Origin of the sequence: Streptomyces caeruleatus (assembly GCF_001514235.1) — a bacterium.
Classification (GTDB): Bacteria; Actinomycetota; Actinomycetes; order Streptomycetales; family Streptomycetaceae; genus Streptomyces; species Streptomyces caeruleatus.
In genome coordinates this window covers 816998-837958 of record NZ_KQ948924.1, presented here as the reverse complement: position 1 = coordinate 837958, position 20961 = coordinate 816998, and the positions used below count along the sequence as shown (strand labels likewise).

The 20961-nt window shown below is 72.1% G+C and carries 17 protein-coding genes; 8 read left to right on the top strand and 9 right to left on the bottom strand.

Annotation, left to right across the window (positions count from 1 at the left end; translation table 11 throughout):
- Positions 1 to 3 precede the first annotated feature (3 nt).
- The gene (locus tag AQJ67_RS03640; RefSeq protein WP_062716483.1) at positions 4 to 1131 is read right to left on the bottom strand and encodes a GAF domain-containing protein; all 1128 of its coding nucleotides are present in this window, start codon (positions 1129 to 1131) and stop codon (positions 4 to 6) included.
- A 124-nt stretch (positions 1132 to 1255) separates the two neighbouring features.
- Here AQJ67_RS03640 and AQJ67_RS03635 point away from each other — a divergent pair, with 124 nt between their 5' ends.
- The 4 genes from AQJ67_RS03635 to AQJ67_RS03620 all read left to right on the top strand — a co-directional run bounded on the left by AQJ67_RS03635 (position 1256) and on the right by AQJ67_RS03620 (position 5601).
- Positions 1256 to 1972: an ANTAR domain-containing response regulator gene (locus tag AQJ67_RS03635; protein ID WP_062716482.1), complete on the top strand. Its 717-nt coding sequence runs from the start codon at positions 1256 to 1258 to the stop codon at positions 1970 to 1972.
- A 194-nt stretch (positions 1973 to 2166) separates the two neighbouring features.
- Positions 2167 to 3117 (top strand): hypothetical protein, encoded by a 951-nt coding sequence (locus AQJ67_RS50375; RefSeq protein WP_062716481.1) that lies wholly within the window; start codon positions 2167 to 2169, stop codon positions 3115 to 3117.
- A 97-nt stretch (positions 3118 to 3214) separates the two neighbouring features.
- Positions 3215 to 4462 carry an aminotransferase class I/II-fold pyridoxal phosphate-dependent enzyme gene (locus AQJ67_RS03625; RefSeq protein WP_062716480.1) on the top strand — a complete coding sequence of 416 codons (1248 nt, stop codon included), beginning with the start codon at positions 3215 to 3217 and terminating at the stop codon, positions 4460 to 4462.
- Positions 4459 to 5601, top strand: coding sequence for an MBL fold metallo-hydrolase (locus AQJ67_RS03620; protein WP_079055777.1), 1143 nt, complete (start codon positions 4459 to 4461; stop codon positions 5599 to 5601). Before AQJ67_RS03625 ends, AQJ67_RS03620 begins: the two co-directional genes overlap by 4 nt.
- Before the next feature lie 4 nt (positions 5602 to 5605).
- On the opposite strand, the gene AQJ67_RS03615 is transcribed toward AQJ67_RS03620, so the two are convergent.
- Positions 5606 to 6226, bottom strand: coding sequence for a DedA family protein (locus AQJ67_RS03615; RefSeq protein WP_062716479.1), 621 nt, complete (start codon positions 6224 to 6226; stop codon positions 5606 to 5608).
- Positions 6223 to 6996, bottom strand: coding sequence for an MBL fold metallo-hydrolase (locus AQJ67_RS03610; protein WP_062716478.1), 774 nt, complete (start codon positions 6994 to 6996; stop codon positions 6223 to 6225). The genes AQJ67_RS03615 and AQJ67_RS03610 overlap by 4 nt, the downstream gene beginning before the upstream one ends.
- Before the next feature lie 84 nt (positions 6997 to 7080).
- On the opposite strand from AQJ67_RS03610, the gene AQJ67_RS03605 reads away from it, so the two are divergent.
- The 4 genes from AQJ67_RS03605 (at position 7081) to dnaK (ending at position 12406) form a co-directional block, all read left to right on the top strand.
- Positions 7081 to 7488, top strand: a complete 408-nt coding sequence (locus AQJ67_RS03605) for a hypothetical protein (RefSeq protein ID WP_062716477.1) — start codon at positions 7081 to 7083, stop codon at positions 7486 to 7488.
- Between the two features lie 141 nt (positions 7489 to 7629).
- On the top strand, positions 7630 to 9714 hold the full coding sequence (locus tag AQJ67_RS03600; RefSeq protein WP_062716476.1) for a phage holin family protein: 2085 nt from the start codon (positions 7630 to 7632) through the stop codon (positions 9712 to 9714).
- 123 nt (positions 9715 to 9837) lie between these two features.
- Positions 9838 to 10266, top strand: coding sequence for an OsmC family protein (locus tag AQJ67_RS03595; protein WP_062716475.1), 429 nt, complete (start codon positions 9838 to 9840; stop codon positions 10264 to 10266).
- A gap of 250 nt (positions 10267 to 10516) precedes the next feature.
- Positions 10517 to 12406 (top strand): molecular chaperone DnaK, encoded by a 1890-nt coding sequence (gene dnaK, locus AQJ67_RS03590; RefSeq protein WP_062716474.1) that lies wholly within the window; start codon positions 10517 to 10519, stop codon positions 12404 to 12406.
- Here the strand turns inward: dnaK and narI are convergent, their stop codons facing one another.
- The 6 genes from narI to AQJ67_RS03560 form a co-directional block, all read right to left on the bottom strand.
- The gene (narI, locus tag AQJ67_RS03585) at positions 12407 to 13129 is read right to left on the bottom strand and encodes a respiratory nitrate reductase subunit gamma (RefSeq protein WP_062716784.1); all 723 of its coding nucleotides are present in this window, start codon (positions 13127 to 13129) and stop codon (positions 12407 to 12409) included.
- Complete coding sequence (gene narJ, locus AQJ67_RS03580) at positions 13126 to 13620, bottom strand: nitrate reductase molybdenum cofactor assembly chaperone (protein ID WP_062716473.1); 495 nt, start codon at positions 13618 to 13620, stop codon at positions 13126 to 13128. The genes narI and narJ overlap by 4 nt, the downstream gene beginning before the upstream one ends.
- Positions 13620 to 15254 carry a nitrate reductase subunit beta gene (gene narH, locus AQJ67_RS03575; RefSeq protein WP_062716472.1) on the bottom strand — a complete coding sequence of 545 codons (1635 nt, stop codon included), beginning with the start codon at positions 15252 to 15254 and terminating at the stop codon, positions 13620 to 13622. The genes narJ and narH overlap by 1 nt, the downstream gene beginning before the upstream one ends.
- Positions 15254 to 18958, bottom strand: a complete 3705-nt coding sequence (locus tag AQJ67_RS03570) for a nitrate reductase subunit alpha (RefSeq protein ID WP_062716471.1) — start codon at positions 18956 to 18958, stop codon at positions 15254 to 15256. Before AQJ67_RS03570 ends, narH begins: the two co-directional genes overlap by 1 nt.
- A 102-nt stretch (positions 18959 to 19060) precedes the next feature.
- Positions 19061 to 19876 carry an SAM-dependent methyltransferase gene (locus tag AQJ67_RS03565; protein WP_062716470.1) on the bottom strand — a complete coding sequence of 272 codons (816 nt, stop codon included), beginning with the start codon at positions 19874 to 19876 and terminating at the stop codon, positions 19061 to 19063.
- A 37-nt stretch (positions 19877 to 19913) separates the two neighbouring features.
- Entirely contained in the window at positions 19914 to 20777 is an 864-nt protein-coding gene (locus tag AQJ67_RS03560) for a helix-turn-helix domain-containing protein (protein ID WP_079055737.1), read from the bottom strand.
- Positions 20778 to 20961: the final 184 nt, after the last annotated feature.

The following is a 20961-nucleotide window of genomic DNA, read 5'->3' as shown; positions in this document are numbered from 1 at the left end:
CCTTCAGGGCGTCCCGGTCGCCGCCAGTGAAATGTGGCGGGACATGATGTCCATGGCCTGTGCCTCTGCCATCGAGAAGGCTGGGCGGGCCCCGCACCTGAACAAGGTCAGCACGCCCTGTACCTGGGCGTCGATCGTCAACGGTACGCACAGCAATGACGTGACGTCCGCCTGTACGAGGACTGGGCCACCTTGAGGGGCCTGGCCGAAGGCGTCCGGGGCCGACGGCCGGACCTGGAGGGACGCGGAGCCGGTGCGTGCCGTTTCCAAGACGAGGGGGCACGTGGACGGGGCCTGACCTGCCAGTGCTTCAGCCTCCTTGTCCGAGGGGGCCAGCACCGTCGTACGGGATAGACCGCCCGTGCCCGTGTCGGCGATCACCCAGTCGGCGAAGCGGCCGTGGAGGACCTGGGCCGCCTGGCGGACGACCGCGTCACGGTCGCCGCGCGGGGCGGTCAGCAGGGTCGCGGTCATCTCGTCCAGGACGTCCATCAGGGACGCGTGCCGGGTGGTCTCGGTCAGGTCGGGGACCTGGGTGGTCGGGGTCTCGGCCGCGCTCGGGGACCCGGTCGCGGACAGGTCGCCGGGCTGGAGCACCACCAGCACCGTGGTGTGCGGCTCCCCGCTCGGACGTACGGCCGTCAGGGTCGCGTGGACCGGCACGGAAGGGCGCTGCTGGAGACGCACGGTGAGGCTGCGGTCGCCCTCGCCGCGGGCCACCGCCGCCGCCTGGGAACGGAACGCGGCCCGGTCGGCGTGGGCGAGGAAACCGGTCAGCGGCCGGCCCGTCGCATAGCCCGCCCGCACCCCGGTGAAGGACGTCGCCGCGAAGTTCAGCCGGCGCACCACCGCCTCCCGGTCCACCAGCGCCACGGGCAACGGAAACCGCTGGAAGACCGCGCGCAGCAGACGCTGCTCCTGGCGGTCGGCGGACGTCGTACGGGGCGGCCCGGCCGACGACAACCGCTCGAACCACGGCCACAACTGGTCGGCGACATGGTCCAGTTCGAAGATCGCCGCGTCCAGTACGGTCGGCAGGTCCCCTCCGGACACGGACCGCGCCGCCTTGAGCTCCGCGACGCGGCGCACGAAATCCGCGAGCTCTTCACCGAATTCGTCGGTCTTCGCCATGAGAACGAACCTAGCTCGTGGCCGCGCGGCGCGGGGCGGCGGGGACCCAACCCGTGCTGCCCGTTCTTCCACTGTTTTCTCCGCGCGGGGACGGGAACGCGCGGGGAGAGAGGAGGAGTTGAGGATGCCCGCTCACCACCCTGTGGGTCACTGGGTACACGAGTCCGCCGAAGCCGCCCTTCCGGCGCGCAGACTGTCCGAACTGGTGGAACAGGCCGTGCGCTGCACCACCGACTGCTGCGGGGCGAGCAGCATGGTCGCCGAGCCGGGAGCCGAGCGGCCCGCCGCCGTCACCCATCCCGACCTCACCGGACTCGTCGCCGTACAGCTCCGCTGCGGGGACGGACCCATCCCGGCGGCTCTGGAACGCGGCGAGCCCGTCGACTCGGCCGACCTGCTGCACGACGAGCGCTGGCCGCAGTACCGCGCCATGGCGCTCGACTCGGGCGTGCGCTCCAGTGTCACGCTGCCGTTCCGCCGCTCCGGGCTGACGGTGACGCTCAGTCTCTACAGCTTCCGGCCGGGCGCCCTGGAGGACGTCGCCCACGGGCCCGTGCACGCCCTCGGTGACTTCGCCGCAGGCTGCCTGGTCCGCGACCGCTCGTATCGCGCCGCGCTCACCGAGCTCGACCATCTCGGCACCGCTCTGCGCTCCCGGCCCGTCGTCGACCAGGCGTGCGGCATCGTCATGCACGTCCTCGGCTGCGACGCCGACGCCGCCTTCGGTGTGCTGCGCCGTATCTCCCAGGGCACCAACCGGAAGCTGTCGGACGTCGCCGCCGGGGTGGTGAACAGGCGGGGGCGCGGGCTGGAGCGCGACCTGGCGGCGCTGCTGAACTGACGGCACGGGGCACGGGGCAGGGGGCGGCAGGGAGCCGAGGCCGGGGCAGGGGAGGCCCGGGATGTCACCCGCTCGGGCGTGGCCGTCCCGCGAATGGTGCCCGGCCGCGCGCGCCCCGACGCCGGGCGGGCTGTCATGGCTGCGGGGGCACGACCGCCGTACCCCCGCAGCCGTCGGCCGAAGGAGCTCACCCCATGCGCCGCACCGCCCGCGCCCTGTCCGTCGCCGCCCTGGCCGGTGTCGTGCTGGGCCTCGCCGCCTCGGCCGTCTTCGCGGAACCGGCCGCCGAGGTCAGCCCCGGCAACGTCGCCCCGGGCGGCAGCGTCACCGTCTCGGTCTCCTGCGACCCTGCCGACGGCTCCGCACCCGCCACCCTCGACGCCACCTCGCAGGCGTTCGAAGACGGCACCGTCGAGCTGAAACGGGTCTTCGGCAACGACGACAAGAGCGCCGGGCCCGCGTACAGCGGCACCGCCCGCATCCCCCCGGCCGAGAACGTCGAGGGCGATCCCGACGCGGTCGGATCGCACTCCGCATGGACGGTGGACGGCACCTGCCCCGCGGCGGCCGGAGCGGAGGGCAGGCCGTGGAGCGCGACGTTCACGGTGGCCCGCGACAGCGGCGGCGGGACGGGCGGCAAGGACGCGGGCGACGACGGCGGCAAGGACGGCGGTAAGGGCGGAGGCGAAGAAGGCGGCGTCGAGGGTGGAGGTACGGACGCAGGCGCGGGCGGCTCGGACGGCGGCCGAGGCGGCGTGGACGGCGGCCAGGGCGGCATCGACGGTGGTCAAGGCGGTGGCATGGAGGATGTCGAGGGCGGCGGTCAGGGCGGGATGGAGGGTGGCAGTGGCGGCACCGACGGCGGTGGCCGGCACTGCGCCGATCCCCGTTCGGGCATGACCGGCCCCGGCATGACCGGCCCCGGTATGACCGGCCCCGGCGTGACCGGCCCCGGCGTGACCGGCCCCGGCAAAGCCGAGACGGACTGTGCCGACGAGGCGGAGCACCATGGCGTGCGGGCCGGCTCGGGCGGCACCTTCACCGACTCGGTGCCGGCCCTGGTCGCCGGCGGCTTCCTGATCGCGGGCGCGGCCGGCGGCGCGGTGTACCGGCTGCGCCGCAGGACGCCCACCGCCGAGGACTGACGCACGCAGACGCTGTGACGGGCGCACCCTGCGGGCGCCCATGGGGGGCGGCACGATGGGTACTCACTGAGGCACCAGGCACAGCGCGGAGGCACGGATGCGCCCGACGGACCCCGAAGGCCATGGCCCCGTCCGCTACGGTCCACCGCTGCCGGGCGACGGGCTGCCCGTGCTGCCCGAACTGGCCGCCGTGCTCGCCGCGGCCGCCGGCCGGCCCGAGAGCGAGCCGATCGGCGGCGGCCAGGGACTGCGGGACGCCGCGTGCGGCTACTGGGACCGGCGCGGGCTGCCGACCGGGCCCGAGCAGGTGGTGGCCGCCCCCGGGGCGCCCGCCCTGCTGCTCGCGCTGACCGCCGCGCTCGGCGGCGACGTCCTGGTGCCACGGCCCTGCGCGGTCTGGTGGGCGCCGTACGCACGCCTGTTGGGCAGACCCGTCTTCCATGTGGCGACACCGGCCGAGAGCGGCGGTGTCCCGGATCCGTACGCCCTTCTGGAGACCGTTCGCCGGGTCCGGGACGAGGGCGGTGACCCGCGGCTGCTGGTGCTGTCCGTCGCCGACGACCCCACCGCCACCGTGACCCCGCCCGAAGCACTGCACGAGACCCTGGAGGCCGCCACCGACGAGGGGCTGCACCTGGTCAGCGACGAGACCTGGCGCGACACCGTGCACTCCCCGCACGACACCGTGCTGCTCAGCCCCGCCGAGATGCTGCCCGACCAGGTCACCGTCGTCACCGACCTGTCCGGCGCCCACCTGCCACCCGGCTGGCCGGCCGCGGTCGCCCGGTTCCCCGCCCACGACGCCGGGAACGGCCTCCACGCGCGCGTGCTCGATGTGCTCACCGCGCTCGGCGCCCGGATCGCCGGCCCCGTCGCCCTCGCGGCCGGATACGCGCTGGAGGAACCCGAACCGGTCACCGCGCGGATCACCGCCGCCGTACGCCTGCACGCGCGCGTGGCCGCCGCCGCGCACACCGCCGCCGTGGGCGCGGGCGCGGTGGCACGACCCCCGCAGGCCGGACGGCACCTGTACGTCGACCTCGGCCCGCTGCGCGCCGGGCTGTCCGCGCACGGCGTCGGGGACGCGCAGGACCTGGAGGAGTTCCTCGCCGCCCGGCTCGGCATGCCCGCACCCGGCGGGCACCGCTTCGGCGACGACCTCGGTGCGCTGCGCGTGCGGCTGTCCACCGGACCGCTGCTGGCCGGCACCGACGAGGAACGCGCGCGATGCCTCACCTCACCCTCGCCGTTGGAACTGCCGCACGTGCACCGCGCGTTGATCCACTTGAAGTCGGTCTTCGACGACCTCCGTGACGAAGCTCAGCGATGGGAGCCTCCTCGATGACGCAGCAGTCCGAGTCAGCCACGTCGACCACACCGCGCACGCCCACCCGGGAAGCCGGCGCCGCGCCGGCCCCGTCCCGCCTCGCGCCCCCGTTCCCGCCGCTCGCCGCACCCCGCCCGCTGGGCGAACGCCGGGTGTGGCCGCGGACCTTCCACGACCGTCTCACCGCCCCGCTGCCCGGTATCAAGACCCTCGCCCGCTTCGCCCGCGAGGGCTCCGTACGCCCCGGCCCACAGGGCCTCGCCGACATCCCGCGCCTGCCCTACGAGCCGGGCCCGGTGCCCCGCGTGGACGCCCGCACGGTCGCCGTCTCCTGGGCGGGGCACGCCAGTTGGGTCGTGCAGATCGGCGGACTGACCGTCCTCACCGACCCCGTCTGGTCCCGCCGCATCCTCGGCACCCCGGCCCGCGTCACCCCCGTCGGCGTCGCCTGGGACACCCTGCCACGCGTCGACGCGGTCGTCATCAGCCACAACCACTACGACCACCTGGACGCCCCCACGCTGCGCCGGCTCCCGCGCCACACCCCCGTGTTCGTACCGGCCGGCCTCGCCCCCTGGTTCCGCCGCCGCCGGTTCACCCAGGTCACCGAGCTGGACTGGTGGGAGGCGGCCGAACTGTCCGGTGTCCGCTTCGACTTCGTCCCCGCCCACCACTGGTCCAAGCGCACCCTCACCGACACCTGCCGCAGCCTGTGGGGCGGCTGGGTCCTCACCGCCCCCGACGGACAGCGCGTCTACTTCGCCGGCGACACCGGCTACGGCCACTGGTTCACCCGCATCGGCGAGCGCTACCCCGGCATCGACCTCGCCCTGCTCCCCATCGGCGCCTACGACCCCCGCTGGTGGCTCAGCGACGTCCACTGCGACCCGGAGGAGGCGGTGCGCGCAGCTCAGGATCTCGGCGCCCGCCGGATGGCCCCGATGCACTGGGCGACGTTCGTGCTGTCGGCGGAGCCGGTTCTGGAACCGCTCACGCGGGTCCGGGCGGCGTGGGAGAAGGCGGGATTGGCGCGGGAGGACTTGTGGGATCTTCCCGTGGGTGGGTCGAGAGTGCTCGACCCATCAGGGGCGAGCGGACCCACCCAGGGGCGCGGGGAACTGCGCGAGCAACCACATACGACCCGCACCCCGCGATGAACCATCACCTGGCAGATCGAACCCGTTTCCACACACTGGGCGCCACGCTGATGACCAGCGTCAACGCAATCGCCGCCACAACTCCCTCCCACGGCTCGTCGAACAGCGACCCCCCGAGAATCCCGATCAACTGGTACGTCACAGCCCAGGCCAGGCACGCCGGCAAGTTCCCCCGCGCGAACCTCCGCATGGGCCACTCCGCCACCAGACAGGCCAACATCACCGGCAACCGCCCCGCCGGCACCAGCCGGGACAACACCAGCACGGCCACCCCGTGCGCGGCGAGCTTCTCCTGCGCCTGCGCAAGCCGCTCCTCCGGCGCCCGCGAACGGATCGCCTCCAGCCAGCGCGACCCGTTCTTCGAGCCCATCCCACGCCGCCCCAGCCAGTACAACGTCACGTCCCCCAGGAACGCGGCCGTCGACGCCGTCACGAACACCAGCGCCAGCGAGAACGGCGCCGTCCGGTGAAACGCCACCACCGCCGCCGAACTCACCAGCGCACCCGTCGGGACCACCGGCACCAGCGCCCCGATCAGCACCAGCAGGAACAGCGACGGATAGCCGACCGCCTGCTGCGTCGACGCCGTCGGCACCACCGTCGTGGTGGCGGCCAGCACCGTCACCGGGTCACCTCCGGGCGCACGCGCTCCCCGTGCGCGAGCCGGTGCACCGACACGCCGGGAGCACGCGCCGCCGCGAGCCGCACGAACTCCTCGCCGGGCGCATGGAATTCATGGGGGCGCACGGCGTCCATGCCGATCGGCCAGTACGTGCCGTAGTGCACCGGCACCGCACTGCGCGGTGCGAGCCGGGTCAGTGCCTCGGCCGCGCGCCCCGCGTCCAGATGGCCTTCCCCGAGATACGGTCCCCAGCCGCCGACCGGCAGCAACGCCACGTCGACCGGCCCGACCTCCTTCGCCATCGCGTCGAACAGCCCGGTGTCCCCGGCGAAGTACGTCCGTGCCTCGCCCTCGATGACATAGCCGAGGGCGGGCGCGCGGCGCGGGCCGACCGGCAGCCGCCGTCCGTCGTGCCGCGCGGGCACGGCCCGTACGGACAGATCACCGACCGTCGTCACGTCCCCCGGTGCCATCTCGCTCACCTGGAGATGCGCGAGCCGGCGCAGACCCGGCACCGCGCGGAGCGCGCCCCGGGGCACGAGCAGGCGGGTGCCCCGCGCCAGCCTGGCCAGGGACGGAACGTGCAGATGGTCGGCGTGCAGATGGGAGACCACGGCGACGTCCGCGCGCCAGGCGCCCGGCGGCGGCACCGCGCCCCGGCGGCGACGCAGGTGGGCGAGCCGGCGCGCGAACAACGGGTCGGTCAGGACGCGTACGTTCGAATCCTCGACCGTGCAGGTGGCGTGACCCCACCACGTGATCTCCACGGCCACCTTCTTTGCCTCCTTCGCGCGACTCCCCGAAGCGTACGGGCTGGAGTAGGGTCGGCGGCGAAACCCGGAGGTGAGGGGGACGCCATGGGGTCATCCGTAGTGCGCGTGACGGCCATCGCCAGTCTTACGCCGCTCGAACAGCTGGACGCCGACCCCTTCCTGGTGGACTCCCGCAGCCAGCACGCGATGTGCGCGCGCTGGGCCGCCGAACACGGGTACGTCGTCGCGCGCGAGCTGCTCGTACGCCGGTTGCGCGCGGACCACACCGTCCTGTGGGAGGGCGTCCGCCCCGGCCTCGACCTGTTCGTGGCACCCAGCCGGAGAGTCCTGGAGAGCGCGCTGTCCTCCGTCGAGGAGTTCAGTGCGGAGTGCGCGCGGCGAGGGGTGCGGGTGGAGGTCGTGGGGCGCGCCGAGCCCTTGTACGACGCGCAGATGAAGGCCCGGGTGCACCGGCGGCTGTCGATGCCGACGGCGGGCTACGACGGCCGTTGAGAGGTCGTACGGCCTCTTCAGCCCGTCCGGCGTTCGAGGACGAGGCCCGGAGGGCCGATCAGGGGGGTCTGGGGGCGGAGCCCCCAGGGACGGGACGGGTAGGGGCGGCGGGGGCGACAGAATGGGGTCGGGAGGTGGGCCGTGCGTTGGCGGAGGGTTGTCAGCCAGGTGGGGCGGAGCGTCACCGTGTGGGCGGTCTCCACCGTCACCATGCTCGTGCTCGCCGGCCTCCTCCCCGACTTCCAGCTCCAGTCGGCCGACGGCGACAGCGCCACCAGCATCGCCATGACGGCGGCCCTCGGCGCCGGCGCCTTCGGCCTGCTGTCCGCCCTCGCCTGGCCGCTTCTCGTACGGCTCCTGCTCCTCGTGCCGGCCCTGGTGCTCGGCCTGCTGGTGTTCTTCCTCAACGGCTCCCTGCTCATCGTCGCCCTGCGCCTCGTCCCCTCCGGTGACAGCGAGGCCGCCCCCGAGACCGCCGTCATCGTCGCCGCGGTGATGTCCGCCGTCGCCTCCGCCACCGGCGCCGCCCTGGCCGTACGGGACGACGACGCCTACCGACGCCGGCTGTACCGCCTCGCCGACCGCCGCCGCAGGGCCCTGCCACCTGGTCCGTCCAGCCCCGGCACCGTCTTCGTCCAGCTCGACGGCGTCGGCCACGACGTACTCCTCGCCGCCGTCGGCAGGAACCTGATGCCCACCGTCGCCCACTGGCTGGGAGAGGGCACCGCAGACCCTTCCCGCCCCGCCCGCCCCACCCACCGGCTCGCCCCCTGGCGCACCGACTGGTCCAGCCAGACCGGCGCCAGCCAGCTCGGCATCCTGCACGGCAGCAACCACGACGTCCCCGCCTTCCGCTGGTACGAGAAGGCCGGCCGCGAGGTGATGGTCTGCAACCGCCCCGCCAACGCCGCCGAGCTCCAGCGCCGCGCCATCGACCGCACCGGCGACGGCGGACTCCTGGCCGCCGACGGTGCCAGCCGCGGCAACCTCTTCAGCGGCGGAGCCGACGAGCAGGCCCTCGTGCTGTCCATCGCCACCAGACGGCGCGGCCGCGAGAACCGCTCCCGCGCGGGCTACTTCGCCTACTTCTCCGACCCGGCCAACGCCGTGCGCACCGCCCTGTCCTTCCTCGCCGAGGTGGTCCGCGAGATCGGCCAGTCCACCCGGGCCGGCGTGCGCAAGGACCGCCCGCGTGTCTCCCGCGGCGGCCTCTACCCGTTCGTCCGCGCCTTCGCGACCGTCGTCGAACGGGACGTCGTCGTCGCCGCGGTGATGGGCGACATGCTCGCCGGACGCACCGCCGTCTACGCGGACCTGGTGGCGTACGACGAGGTGGCGCACCACTCCGGGCCGGGCAGCCGCGATGCCGAGAAGGTCCTCGCCCGCCTCGACCGGTCCCTCGCGCTGATCGAGAAGGTCGCCGAGCACGCGCCGCGGCCGTACCGGATCGTCGTGCTGTCGGACCACGGCCAGAGCCCCGGGGAGACCTTCCGGTCCCGGTACGGGCTCGGCCTCGGCGACCTGGTGCGGGCCGGCTGCGGGCTGCCCGTGCCGCGCAGGGCGCGGCGCACCCACAGCGGTGCGGAGGCCCGCGCGGCCGTGCGCGCCGCGCTGCGCCGGCCCGTCGAGGAGGGCGGCGAGCAGCGTCGCCCGTCCCGTCGCTCGGAGCCGATCGTGCTCGCCTCCGGCAACCTAGGCCTGGTCTCCTTCCCGGACGTGCCGCACCGGATGACCAAGGAGGAGATCGACGCCCGCCACCCGGCTCTGCTCACCACCCTCGCCAACCACCCCGGCGTCGGCTTCCTGCTCGTCCGCAGCGAGGAGCACGGCGGAGTCGTGCTCGGCGCGTACGGCGCGGAACTCCCGCTGGACCGACTGGACGAGGATCCGGGGCCGTTGAAGGTCTTCGGGCCGGGCGCCGCCGACGCGGTGCGCCGGACGCACTCCTTCCCGAACACCGCCGACATCATGGTCAACTCCGCGTACGACCCGGCCGAGGGCGGCGAGGTGCTCGCCTTCGAGGAGCAGATCGGCTCGCACGGCGGACTGGGCGGGGCGCAGGGCAAGCCGTTCCTGCTGTCGCCGCGCGCCTTCTCCGCGCCGGCCGACGACGGGGAGGACCTCGTGGGCGCCGAGCACGTCCACCGGGTACTTCGGCGCTGGTTGCGTGAGTCGAACGGTCCCCAGGTGCCCCTGGACGCGGAGCCGGAGGAGCGGGCCGCCTGAAGAAGCCGGGGCGTCGCCTGCCGTTCACCCGGCGTGGGCCGGTCTTCCGGGTGCGTTGGGCCGGAGTGTGATCGGATGGGGGCCCGGACCCAGCAAACGGGCCCTCACGCGAAAGGAAGAATCGTGGCTACCACGCGCTCCGCACACACCGTTTGGGAAGGCAACCTGCTCGAGGGCAACGGTGTCGTCAACTTCGACTCCTCCGGTGCCATCGCCGCCCAGCCGGTCACGTGGGCCTCGCGCTCCCAGGACGCGAACGGCAAGACCAGCCCCGAGGAGCTGATCGCCGCCGCGCACTCCAGCTGCTTCTCCATGGCCCTGTCGCACGCCCTGGCGGGTGCCGGGACGCCCCCCACCAAGCTCGTCACCTCGGCCGACGTTAACTTCCAGCCGGGGGAGGGGATCACCGGGATTCACCTCACGGTGGAGGGGACGGTGCCGGGGCTCGACGAGGAGGGGTTCGCCGCGGCGGCGGAGGATGCGAAGAAGAACTGCCCGGTGAGTCAGGCGTTGACGGGGACGACGATCACGTTGTCGGCGAAGTTGGGCTAGCGGGGCGCCTAGGGGGTGCGGGGAAAGGGCTGTGTGGCGTCTGCTGCGCCGTCGTGGCTTGTCGCGCAGTTCCCCGCGCCCCTGAGGTGGCCGCGGCCCTTCGGGCCTGGCCCACCTCGTCCTTCGCCGGCTGAGCGGGCGCTCAGCCGGCCGTTTGGCTCCCGGCCCCCCGGTCACCCGTCCCATTGACAAGAACCCGCTCAAGTTTTGTGCTGGAGTTCAAGGGGTGCCCTGGCGGAAGGGGACAGCGATGGCACGCGCGGTCGGGATCGATCTCGGGACCACGAACTCGGTGGTCGCCGTCCTGGAGGGCGGCGAACCCACTGTCATCGCCAATGCGGAGGGGGCCAGGACCACACCGTCGGTCGTGGCCTTCGCCAAGAACGGCGAGGTGCTCGTCGGTGAGGTGGCCAAACGGCAGGCGGTGACGAACATCGAGCGCACCGCCCGTTCCGTGAAGCGGTACATGGGCGACGGGAGCTGGCGGTTCCCGGACCAGGGTGACATCGGCGGCACCCGCTACCGGGCGCAGGAGCTGTCCGCCCGGGTGCTGCAGAAGCTGAAGCGGGACGCCGAGTCCTATCTCGGCGAGGACGTCACCGACGCGGTGATCACCGTCCCGGCGTACTTCGACGACTCCCAGCGGCAGGCCACCAAGGAGGCCGGGGAGATCGCGGGCCTGAAGGTGCTGCGGATCATCAACGAGCCCACCGCCGCCGCGCTGGCGTACGGCCTCGACCGGGGCGAGGAGCAGACGGTGCTGGTCTTCGACCTCGGCGGCGGCACCTTCGACGTCTCGCTGCTGGAGATCGGCGACGGCGTCATCGAGGTCAAGGCCACCAACGGCGACACGCACCTGGGCGGCGACGACTGGGACCAGCGGGTCGTCGAGTACCTGGTGAAGAAGTTCAAGGGGCAGAACGGCATCGACCTCGGCAACGACAAGATGGCGCTGCAACGGCTCCGTGAAGGCGCGGAGAAGGCCAAGATCGAGCTGTCCAGCTCCTCCGAGACCACGATCAACCTGCCCTACATCACCGCCTCCGCCGAGGGCCCCCTCCACCTCGACGAGAAGCTGACCCGCGCCCAGTTCCAGGAACTCACCGCCGATCTCCTCGACCGCTGCAAAACCCCCTTCCACCAGGCGGTCAAGGACGCCGGCATCAAGCTCTCCGCCGTCGACCACGTCATCCTCGTCGGCGGTTCGACCCGGATGCCCGCCGTCACCGACCTGGTGAAGGAACTCACCGGCAAGGACCCGCACAAGGGCGTCAACCCCGACGAGGTCGTGGCCGTCGGTGCCGCTCTCCAGGCGGGTGTCATCCGCGGCGACGTCAAGGACGTCCTGCTGCTCGACGTCACCCCGCTGTCCCTCGGCATCGAGACCAAGGGCGGCATCATGACCAAGCTCATCGAACGCAACACGACGATCCCGACCCGGCGTTCGGAGATCTTCACGACCGCCACCGACAACCAGCCCTCGGTCGGCATCCAGGTCTACCAGGGCGAACGCGAGATCGCCGCGTACAACAAGAAGCTCGGCGTCTTCGACCTCACCGGTCTGCCGCCCGCCCCGCGCGGTGTCCCGCAGATCGAGGTCGCCTTCGACATCGACGCCAACGGGATCATGCACGTCTCCGCGAAGGACATGGCGACCGGCCGCGAGCAGAAGATGACGGTGACGGGTGGCTCGGCCCTCCCGAAGGACGACATCGACCGGATGATGCGGGAGGCCGAGGAGTACGCCGACGAGGACCGGCGGCGCCGCGAGGCGGCCGAGACGAGGAACCAGGCAGAGCAACTCGTCTACCAGACCGAGAAGTTCGTCCGCGACAACGAGGACAAGATCCCCGCGGACACCAGGACGGAGGTCGAGTCGGCGGCGGCCGAGCTGAAGCAGCTCCTGGCGGACAACGCCGAGACGAACGCCCTGCGCACCGGCATCGAGAAACTCGCCACGGTGAGCCAGCAGATGGGCCAGGCGATGTACGCCCAGACCCAGCAGACACCGGCCGACGCCGACCCCGGGGCGGGCGCCGGTTCGGGTACGGGCACGGAGCAGACCCCACCGCGGGACGACGACGTGGTGGACGCCGAGATCGTCGACGACGACCGCGACGCGAAGGGCGGCGCGGCCTAGCTAGGCGTCCGTCTTCTCCCAACCCCGCCGCTCCGGCCGGGACCCCAACTGCCTGGGGTCCCGGCTGCGGTACACCACGTACGGCCGGAACAGGTACTGCACGGGCGCGCTGAACATGTGCACCAGCCGGGTGTACGGCACCAGCGCGATCAGTGCCATGCCGATCAGTGCGTGGATCCGGTAGAGGACCGGTACGCCCGCCATCAGGTCCGTGTCCGGGGTGAGGGTGAACAGGCTGCGGGCCCAGGGGGCGATGGACCCGCGGTAGTCGTAGCCGTCGCCGGAGGTGTGGGTCAGCTTGGCGACCATGCCCAGCACGATCGCCGCGACCAGTACGAGGTACATCACCTTGTCGTTGGCGGTGGTCGCCCGGAACACCGGTGCCCGGGTGCGGCGGCGGTAGACCAGCAGCGCGATCCCGCCCACCGTGACGAGGCCGGCCGCCGTACCGCCGTACAGGGAGAACAGGTGGTAGGTGTGCTCGCTCACGCCGACGGCGTCCGTCCAGGACTCGGGGACGAACAGTCCGACGACATGGCCGACCAGCACGAACAGGATGCCGTAGTGGAAGGCGGGCGAGGCGATGTTCAGGAGCCTCGACTCGTACACCTGGGACGATCGGGTGGTCCAGCCGAAGCGGTCGTAGCGGTGCCGCCAGAACAGACCGGCGACGAGCAGGGCGAAGGTGACGTAGGGCAGGACGCCCCAGAGCAGAGTGGTCACGGGCGCGTCCCCGTCTGTGCGGTCGGCAGGGTGGCGCACACGGCGTCCAGGACGGACGCGTACGGCGTGCCGAAGTCGGTGAGCCGGGTGCGGAGCTGGTCCAGGCAGTCCCGGTGTTCCAGCAGGAGGTCGGTGTTGCCGGTGCGGGCCGCGAACTCCAGTACCGCGGGCAGGAAGTCGGGCAGCTCCTCGCCGGTGAACTCCAGGCCGTGGGCGCGGTAGAGGTTCTTGAAGCGGACCAGCGACATGCCGCGCCTTCGGGTGTCGCCGTCGCGCCACCAGCTCAGATACAGGCTGTGGCGGTTCTTCAGGTCGAAGACCTGGACGTAGTGCGCGGCCAGTTCGCCGGGCGGTGTCACGGCCGCGTGGTCGGTGAACTCCCGCAGCTGCGGGGCCGCCTCGCGCAGCAGGGGCAGGCGGGCGCGGAAGTCGTCGTCGGGGTAGGTCAGGCAGAGCGCGGCCGCCTGGTAGAGCACCTCGAAGGACGGCATCATGCCTCCTCGCGGTCGGCTGTGGGATCGGCTGTGGGAGTGGTCTCGGCCGCGTCGTCGGCGGTCTGGCGGCGGCGCAGGATGTGGAAGTTCTCCACCGGGACGAGCGGCAGCAGCTTGCGGCCCGAGTCCTGACCGAAGGGCCCGTCCCCGCCCATTCCGGGCCCGCCGTCGTAGTCGAGGCTGCACCCGTCGGGGAGCGCCGACTCCTCCAGGCGCCGTGCGTCCGCGACGGCCGCCGTCGGAATCACGTACCGGTCCTCGTACTTGGCGATGGCCAGCAGCCGGTACATCTCCTCGATCTCCCGCGCCTCCATGCCCACCGCGTCCGGCACCGAGGGGTCCGGCTCCTCACCGAGGTTGATCGCCCGCATGTGGGAGCGCATCGCGGCGAGCTTCTCCAGGGAGGCCCGGACCGGGCCGATGTCACCGGCGGTGAACATCTCCGCCAGGTACTCCAGCGGAATGCGCAGGCTGTCGATCGCCCCGAACAGGTTCCCCGCGTCCTCGCCGTCGTGCCCGGTCTCGCTGAGCGCGTCCACCACCGGGGACAGCGGCGGGATGTACCAGACCATCGGCATCGTCCGGTACTCCGGGTGCAGCGGCAGCGCCACCCGGTACTTGCTGATCAGCGCGTGCACGGGCGAGCGGCGGGCCGCCTCCACCCAGTCGTACGGGATCCCCGCCTCGTCGGCGGCCCGCTGCACGGCACGGTCCTCGGGGTCGAGGAACACGCCCAACTGGGCCTCGTACAGGTCCCGTTCGCTCCGCACGGACGCGGCCGCCGTCACCTTGTCGGCGTCGTACAGCACGACCCCGAGATAGCGCAGCCGGCCCACGCACGTCTCCGAGCAGACCGTCGGCAGACCGACCTCGATCCGCGGATAGCACATCGTGCACTTCTCCGCCTTGCCGGTGCGGTGGTTGAAGTACACCTTCTTGTACGGGCATCCCGTCACGCACATCCGCCAGCCCCGGCACTGGTCCTGGTCGACGAGGACGATGCCGTCCTCCGCCCGCTTGTACATCGCCCCGGACGGACAGGAGGCCACGCAGGACGGGTTGAGGCAGTGCTCGCAGATGCGCGGCAGATAGAACATGAAGGTCTGCTCGAACTCGAACCGCACCTTGTCCGAGGCCTGTCTGCGCGCCTGTTCCACCATGGGGTCGAAGTCGCCGTAGGCGGGCGCGCCCGCGAGGTTGTCGTCCCAGTTCGACGACCACTCGATCTTCATCGGCTTGCCGTCGAGCTGCGAGATGGGCTGTGCCACCGGGAAGTCGTCGCCCAGCGGCGCGTCGGTGAGGTTCTTGTAGTCGTACGTCCAGGGCTCGTAGTAGTCCTTGATCTCCGGGAGTTCGGGGTTGGAGAAGATCCCGGCGAGCTTGCGGAAGCGGCCGCCCGCCTTCAGCTTCAGGGCCCCGCGCCGGTTCAGCTCCCAGCCGCCGCGCCAGCGCTCCTGGTCCTCGTAGCGGCGTGGATAGCCCTGGCCGGGGCGGGTCTCGACGTTGTTGAACCAGACGTACTCCATGCCCCGCCGGTTGGTCCACGCCTGCTTGCAGGTGACCGAGCAGGTGTGGCAGCCGATGCACTTGTCGAGGTTCATGACCATCGCGATCTGGGCCATCGGGCGCATCAGTACTCGACCTCCTGGCTGCAGCGGCGGATCACCGTCACCTCGTCGCGCTGGTTGCCCGTCGGGCCCAGGTAGTTGAACGCCCAGGACAACTGGGCGTAGCCGCCGACGAGATGGGACGGTTTGAGGATCAGCCGGGTGAGTGAGTTGTGGATGCCGCCGCGCATGCCGGTGGTCTCGGTCTTCGGCACGGCGACCGTGCGTTCCTGCGCGTGGTGCATGTAGACGGTGCCGGCCGGCATCCGGTGCGAGACGACGGCCCGGGCGACGACCACGCCGTTGCGGTTGACCGCCTCCACCCAGTCGTTGTCGACGACGCCGATCGCGTCCGCGTCCTGCGGAGACATCCAGATGTTCTGGCCGCCGCGCGAGAGGGCCAGCATGAACAGGTTGTCCTGGTACTCGGAGTGGATGGACCACTTGTTGTGCGGGGTGAGATAGCGGACCGTCACCTCCCGCTGCCCGTCCGGGCCGAGGCGCGGCTCGCCGAACAGCTTGTTCATGTCCAGCGGCGGCCGGTACACGGGCAGGGCCTCGCCGAGCTCGTGGATCCAGTCGTGGTCCAGGAAGAAGTGCTGGCGGCCGGTGAGGGTGTGCCAGGGCTTGAGGTGCTCGGTGTTCAGGGTGAAGGCGGTGTAGCGGCGTCCGCCCGACTCGCTGCCCGACCACTCCGGCGAGGTGATCACCGGCACGGGCGCGGCCTGCGTGTCCGCGTAGGTGACCCGCTTGGCTTCGTGCTCGGCCGCGAGGTGCGCCATCTCCTGCCCGGTGCGGGCCTCAAGGGTGCGAAAGCCCTGGGTGGCGAGGCGGCCGTTGGTGGTGCCGGAGAGGGCGAGGACGGTGTTCGCGGCCTTCACGGCCGTGTCGAGCAAGGGACGGCCGTCGGCGGTGACGCCGTTCAGGTGCCGGAGGTCCTCGACCTCCTCGTCCGGCTTCAGCGTGATCCCCTTGGTCGGCAGGCCGAGCTGCTCGACCAGCGGCCCGAGCGCGGCGAACTTGGCGCCGATCGCCGTGTAGTCCCGCTCCACGACGGTCAGTTGGGGCATCGTCCTGCCGGGCACCGGATCGCACTCCCCGCGCCGCCAGTCCAGCACGACCCCGCCCGGCTGGGCGATCTCGCCCGGGGTGTCGTGCTGCAGCGGGGTCGCCACCAGGTCCTTACGGACGCCGAGATGGTCGACGGCCAGCTCACTCAGCCGTTCGGCCAGCGCCTTGAAGGTGTCGAAGTCGGTGCGCGCCTGCCACGGCGGATCCACGGCCGGGGTGAAGGAGTGCACGTAGGGGTGCATGTCCGTGCTGGACAGGTCGTGCTTCTCGTACCAGGTCGCGGCGGGCAGCACGACGTCCGACAGCAGCGTGGACGACGTCTGCCGGAAGTCCAGCGACAGCAGCAGGTCGAGCTTGCCCTCGGGGGCCTCGTCACGCCAGGTCACGTCCCGCGGCCGTACGTCCTCGGGGGCCTCCTCGGCCTGGAGGGACGAGTGCGTGCCCAGCAGATGCCGGGTGAAGTACTCCGCGCCCTTCGCCGACGAGCCGAGCAGGTTGGCGCGCCACAGCGTCAGCACGCGCGGCCAGTTCTCCGGCGCGTCGGGATCCTCGCATGCGAACTTCAGGGTGCCCGCCCGCAGTTCGGCCACCACCCGGGCCACCGGATCACCGAAGGTCTCGCCCAGCTCCAGCGGATTGCGGTCGAAGGTCGGATACGACGGCATCCATCCCACCCGCGCCGACAGCGCGAGACAGTCCGCGCCCGTCATCCCCCGGAACCGGCCCGCACCGAGCGGCGAGGCGAGCACGTCGGCCGTGAACCCGTCGTAGCGCCACTGGTCGGTGTTGAGGAACCAGTACGCGGTGCCGATCATCTGCCGCGGCGGCCGCGACCAGTCCGACGCCGCCGCGAGCGTCGCCCAGCCGGTCACCGGACGGCACTTCTCCTGGCCGACGTAGTGCGCCCAGCCGCCGCCGTTGCGGCCCTGGCAGCCGGTGAGCTGGAGCAGCGCGAGGAAGGCGCGGTAGATCGTCTCGGAGTGGAACCAGTGGTTGGTGCCGGCACCCATCAGGATCATGCAGCGGCCCTTGGACCGCTCGGCCGTGCGCGCGAACTCCCGTGCGATCCGTACGCACTTGGCCGCGGGGACGGAGGTGTGGGCCTGCTGCCAGGCGGGTGTGCCGGGCGCGTCCGGATCGTCGTAGGACGCCGGCCAGCGGCCCGGCAGCCCCTGCCGCCCCACCCCGTACTGCGCCAGCAGCAGATCGAAGACCGTCGTCACCAGCGGGCCGTTCACGCCGCCGAGCTGTGTCGCCGGGACACCGCGCCGTACGACGCCCCCGCGCCCCTGCCCGTGCGCCCCGCCCTCGGTGTCGAAGCGCGGCAGCAGCACCTCGACACCGACGGCAACTTGACTGCCGTACAGGCTCAACTGCGGGCGTATCTCGCCGAGTTCGAGGTTCCACCTGCCCTCGCCCGACTCGGACCAGCGGAAGCCCAGGGAGCCGTTCGGGGCGACCGCGCGCCCCGACACCTCGTCGAGCACGACCGTCTTCCACTCGGCGCTCCCGCCCTGCTGGCCCAAATCCGAGGCGCGCAGGAACTTCGCGGGGACATGGGCGCCGTCCCGTTCCTCCAGGGTGACCAGGAAGGGCAGGTCGGTGAACCGCCGTACGTAGTCCGCGAAGAACGGCGTCTCGCGGTCGACGAAGAACTCCTTGAGGATGACGTGGCCCATGGCGAGCGCCAGCGCGCCGTCCGTGCCGGGGTGCGGGTGCAGCCACTCGTCGGCGAACTTGGCGTTGTCGGCGTAGTCGGGCGCGACCACCACGACCTTCTGGCCCCGGTAGCGGGCCTCCGCCATCCAGTGCGCGTCCGGGGTGCGGGTCACGGGGACGTTCGAGCCCCACATCATCAGATACGCCGCGTCCCACCAGTCGCCCGACTCCGGCACGTCGGTCTGGTCGCCGAAGACCTGCGGGGAGGCGACGGGCAGGTCGGCGTACCAGTCGTAGAACGACAGCATCGGGGCGCCGATCAGGGAGTGGAAACGGGCGCCCGCCGCGTGCGACACCATCGACATCGCGGGGATGGGGGAGAAACCGGCGATGCGGTCGGGGCCGTACGTCCTGATCGTGTGGACGTGGGCCGCGGCGACCAGCTCGACCGCCTCGTCCCAACTCGCCCTTACCAGACCGCCCTTGCCGCGTGCCCGCTGGTAGCGGCGGCGGCGCTCGGGGTCGTTCTGGATGTCGGCCCAGGCCAGGACGGGGTCCCGGAGCCGTTCCTTCGCCTCCCGGTACATCTCCAGGAGCACCCCGCGGACGTACGGGTAGCGGACCCGGGTGGGGGAGTAGGTGTACCAGGAGAAAGCGGCGCCGCGAGGGCAGCCGCGGGGCTCGTACTCGGGGCGGTCGGGGCCGACGCTCGGGTAGTCGGTCTGCTGGGTCTCCCAGGTGATGATGCCGTCCTTGACGTACACCTTCCAGCGGCAGGAGCCGGTGCAGTTCACGCCGTGCGTGGAGTTCACGACCTTGTCGTGGCTCCACCGGTCCCGGTAGAAGGCGTCCGCCTCGCGCCCGCCGGTCAGCGCGACGCTGTGCAGATCGGGCGCGGGCGTGCCCGGCCGGAAGAACCTGCCCGCCCTGAGCAGCGCCGCGCCCGGTTCGGGGGGCGGCTCGGCGGGCGGGGTGGGCGGTATCTCCGTGTCGGTCACAGGCGCTCCCTTGCTTGCCCTACGGCCGAACCTATGGCGGAGCGCGGGAGCGCACCCCTTCACCGCACCCGTACGGGTCAGACCCGCGGCCTGTCCCCGGCTTCACGCCTTGCGGGCGACCCCCGCGTACACCGGCACGATGCCCTCCGCCTGGGCCGCCACGTCCTCGGGCCCGGGACGCCAGCCGGACACCGGGATCACACCGGGACCGAGCAGCTCCAGACCGTCGAAGAAGCGGGAGAACTCGGGGAGCGAGCGGGGGTGGAAGGAGGTGCCGCTGCGCCGGAAGTGCTCGGCGGCCTTGTCGATCGCGGCGGGGTTCAGATCGGGGGTGACCTGCGAAAGGATCAGATAGCTGCCGGGGGCCAGCGCGGCCACGTACCTCGCCAGCAGGCCGTAGACGTCGTCGCCGTCCGGCTCGGCGCCCAGATAGTGGGTCAGCGCGACCAGGGACAACGCGACGGGTGCCCCGAAGTCCAGGGACTCGGCGGCCCGGGCCAGCAGCGCGTCGACGTCACGGACGTCCGCGTGCACATAGGCGGTGGTGCCCTCGGCGGAGCCGTGCAGCAGGGCCTGGGCGTGGCGCAGGACGATCGGGTCGTTGTCGGCGTACACGACCTTCGCCTGAGCCGCGACGCCCTGCGCCACCTGGTGCAGGTTGGGTTCGGTGGGGATGCCCGTGCCGATGTCCAGGAACTGGCGGACGCCGGCCTCGGCGACCGTGGCGACGGCCCGGTGCATGAACCGGCGGTTGGCGCGCGCCCCGCGCACCGCGCTGCTGTCCACGGCGAGGATCCTGCGGGCGAGCTCCTCGTCCACCGGGTAGTTGTCCTTGCCGCCCAGCCACCAGTCGTACACGCGGGCCGGATGCGGGCGGCTGGTGTCGATACGGACGGGCGCGGACTCGGATCCGGTCATGCCGTGTGCTCTCCTCGGGGTCGGGCCTGCTCGTGGGTCAGCAGCTCTCGCGGAACTCCCGCAGGATCTTCTTCGTGCGCTCGGCCGACGCGGCGGCCGTCGACATGTGGTCGAGGACCTCCAGATGCGTGGCGACCTCCGTGCGGGAGTCCAGATACAGGGCGCCGGTCAGGTACTCCGTGTAGACCATGTCGGGCAGCTCGGGCTCGGCGAACCGGAACAGGCTGAAGGGCGCGTACGTCCCCGGGTGCGGGCCGGCGGCGAACTCGGCGATCTGCAACGTGACCCGGTCGCGCTCGGCGAACTCCAGGAGCTTGTCCACCTGGCCGCGCATCACCTCGCCACGGACGCTCACCGGCCGCCGCAGCACCGTCTCCTCCATGATCACCCACAGGTGAGGGGGGTCCGGGCGTTCCAGCAGCCGCTGCCGTGCCATGCGCAGCGACACATGCCGCTCTATGGTCTCCGGCCCCGTCTGCCCGATGGTCCCGGCCTCCAGTACGGCACGGGCGTAGTCCTCGGTCTGGAGCAGGCCCGGCACGAAGTGCGCCTCGTAGGAGCGGACGATGCGGGCGGCGCCCTCCAGGCTGACGTACAGGCTGAACCAGTCCGGCAGCACGTCGTGGAAGCGCTGCCACCAGCCGGGCTGGTTGGCCTCCTCGGCCAGGGTGACGAAGGCGGTCGCCTCGTCCTCCGGTACGCCGTACGTCTCCAGCAGGACCTGCACGTACGGGATCTTCAGGGCGACCTCGGCCGTCTCCATCCGGCGTACGGTCGCCGGGGCCACGCGCAACACGCGTGCGGCTTCGTCGCGCCCCAGGTTCGCCGCTTCGCGCAGCTCCTGCAGGCGCTTGCCGAGCACTACTTGACCCACGGTGGGCGCGGGTCGCCGCTCACTCACGCCACGCCTCCCCTACGCGCCGGAAATACGTCGAGCAGTGTGCCAGGGTTTGCTGCGGGGATCCATTGGGGTGGTCACTGAGGACGTTGTCGTCGGCCCGCATTACCTCGCAGGTAATCGACCTCCTCGCTCATTCGCGAAACCGTTGGGTCATCGCAGTTCGACCTCGACGGAAGGTGATGCA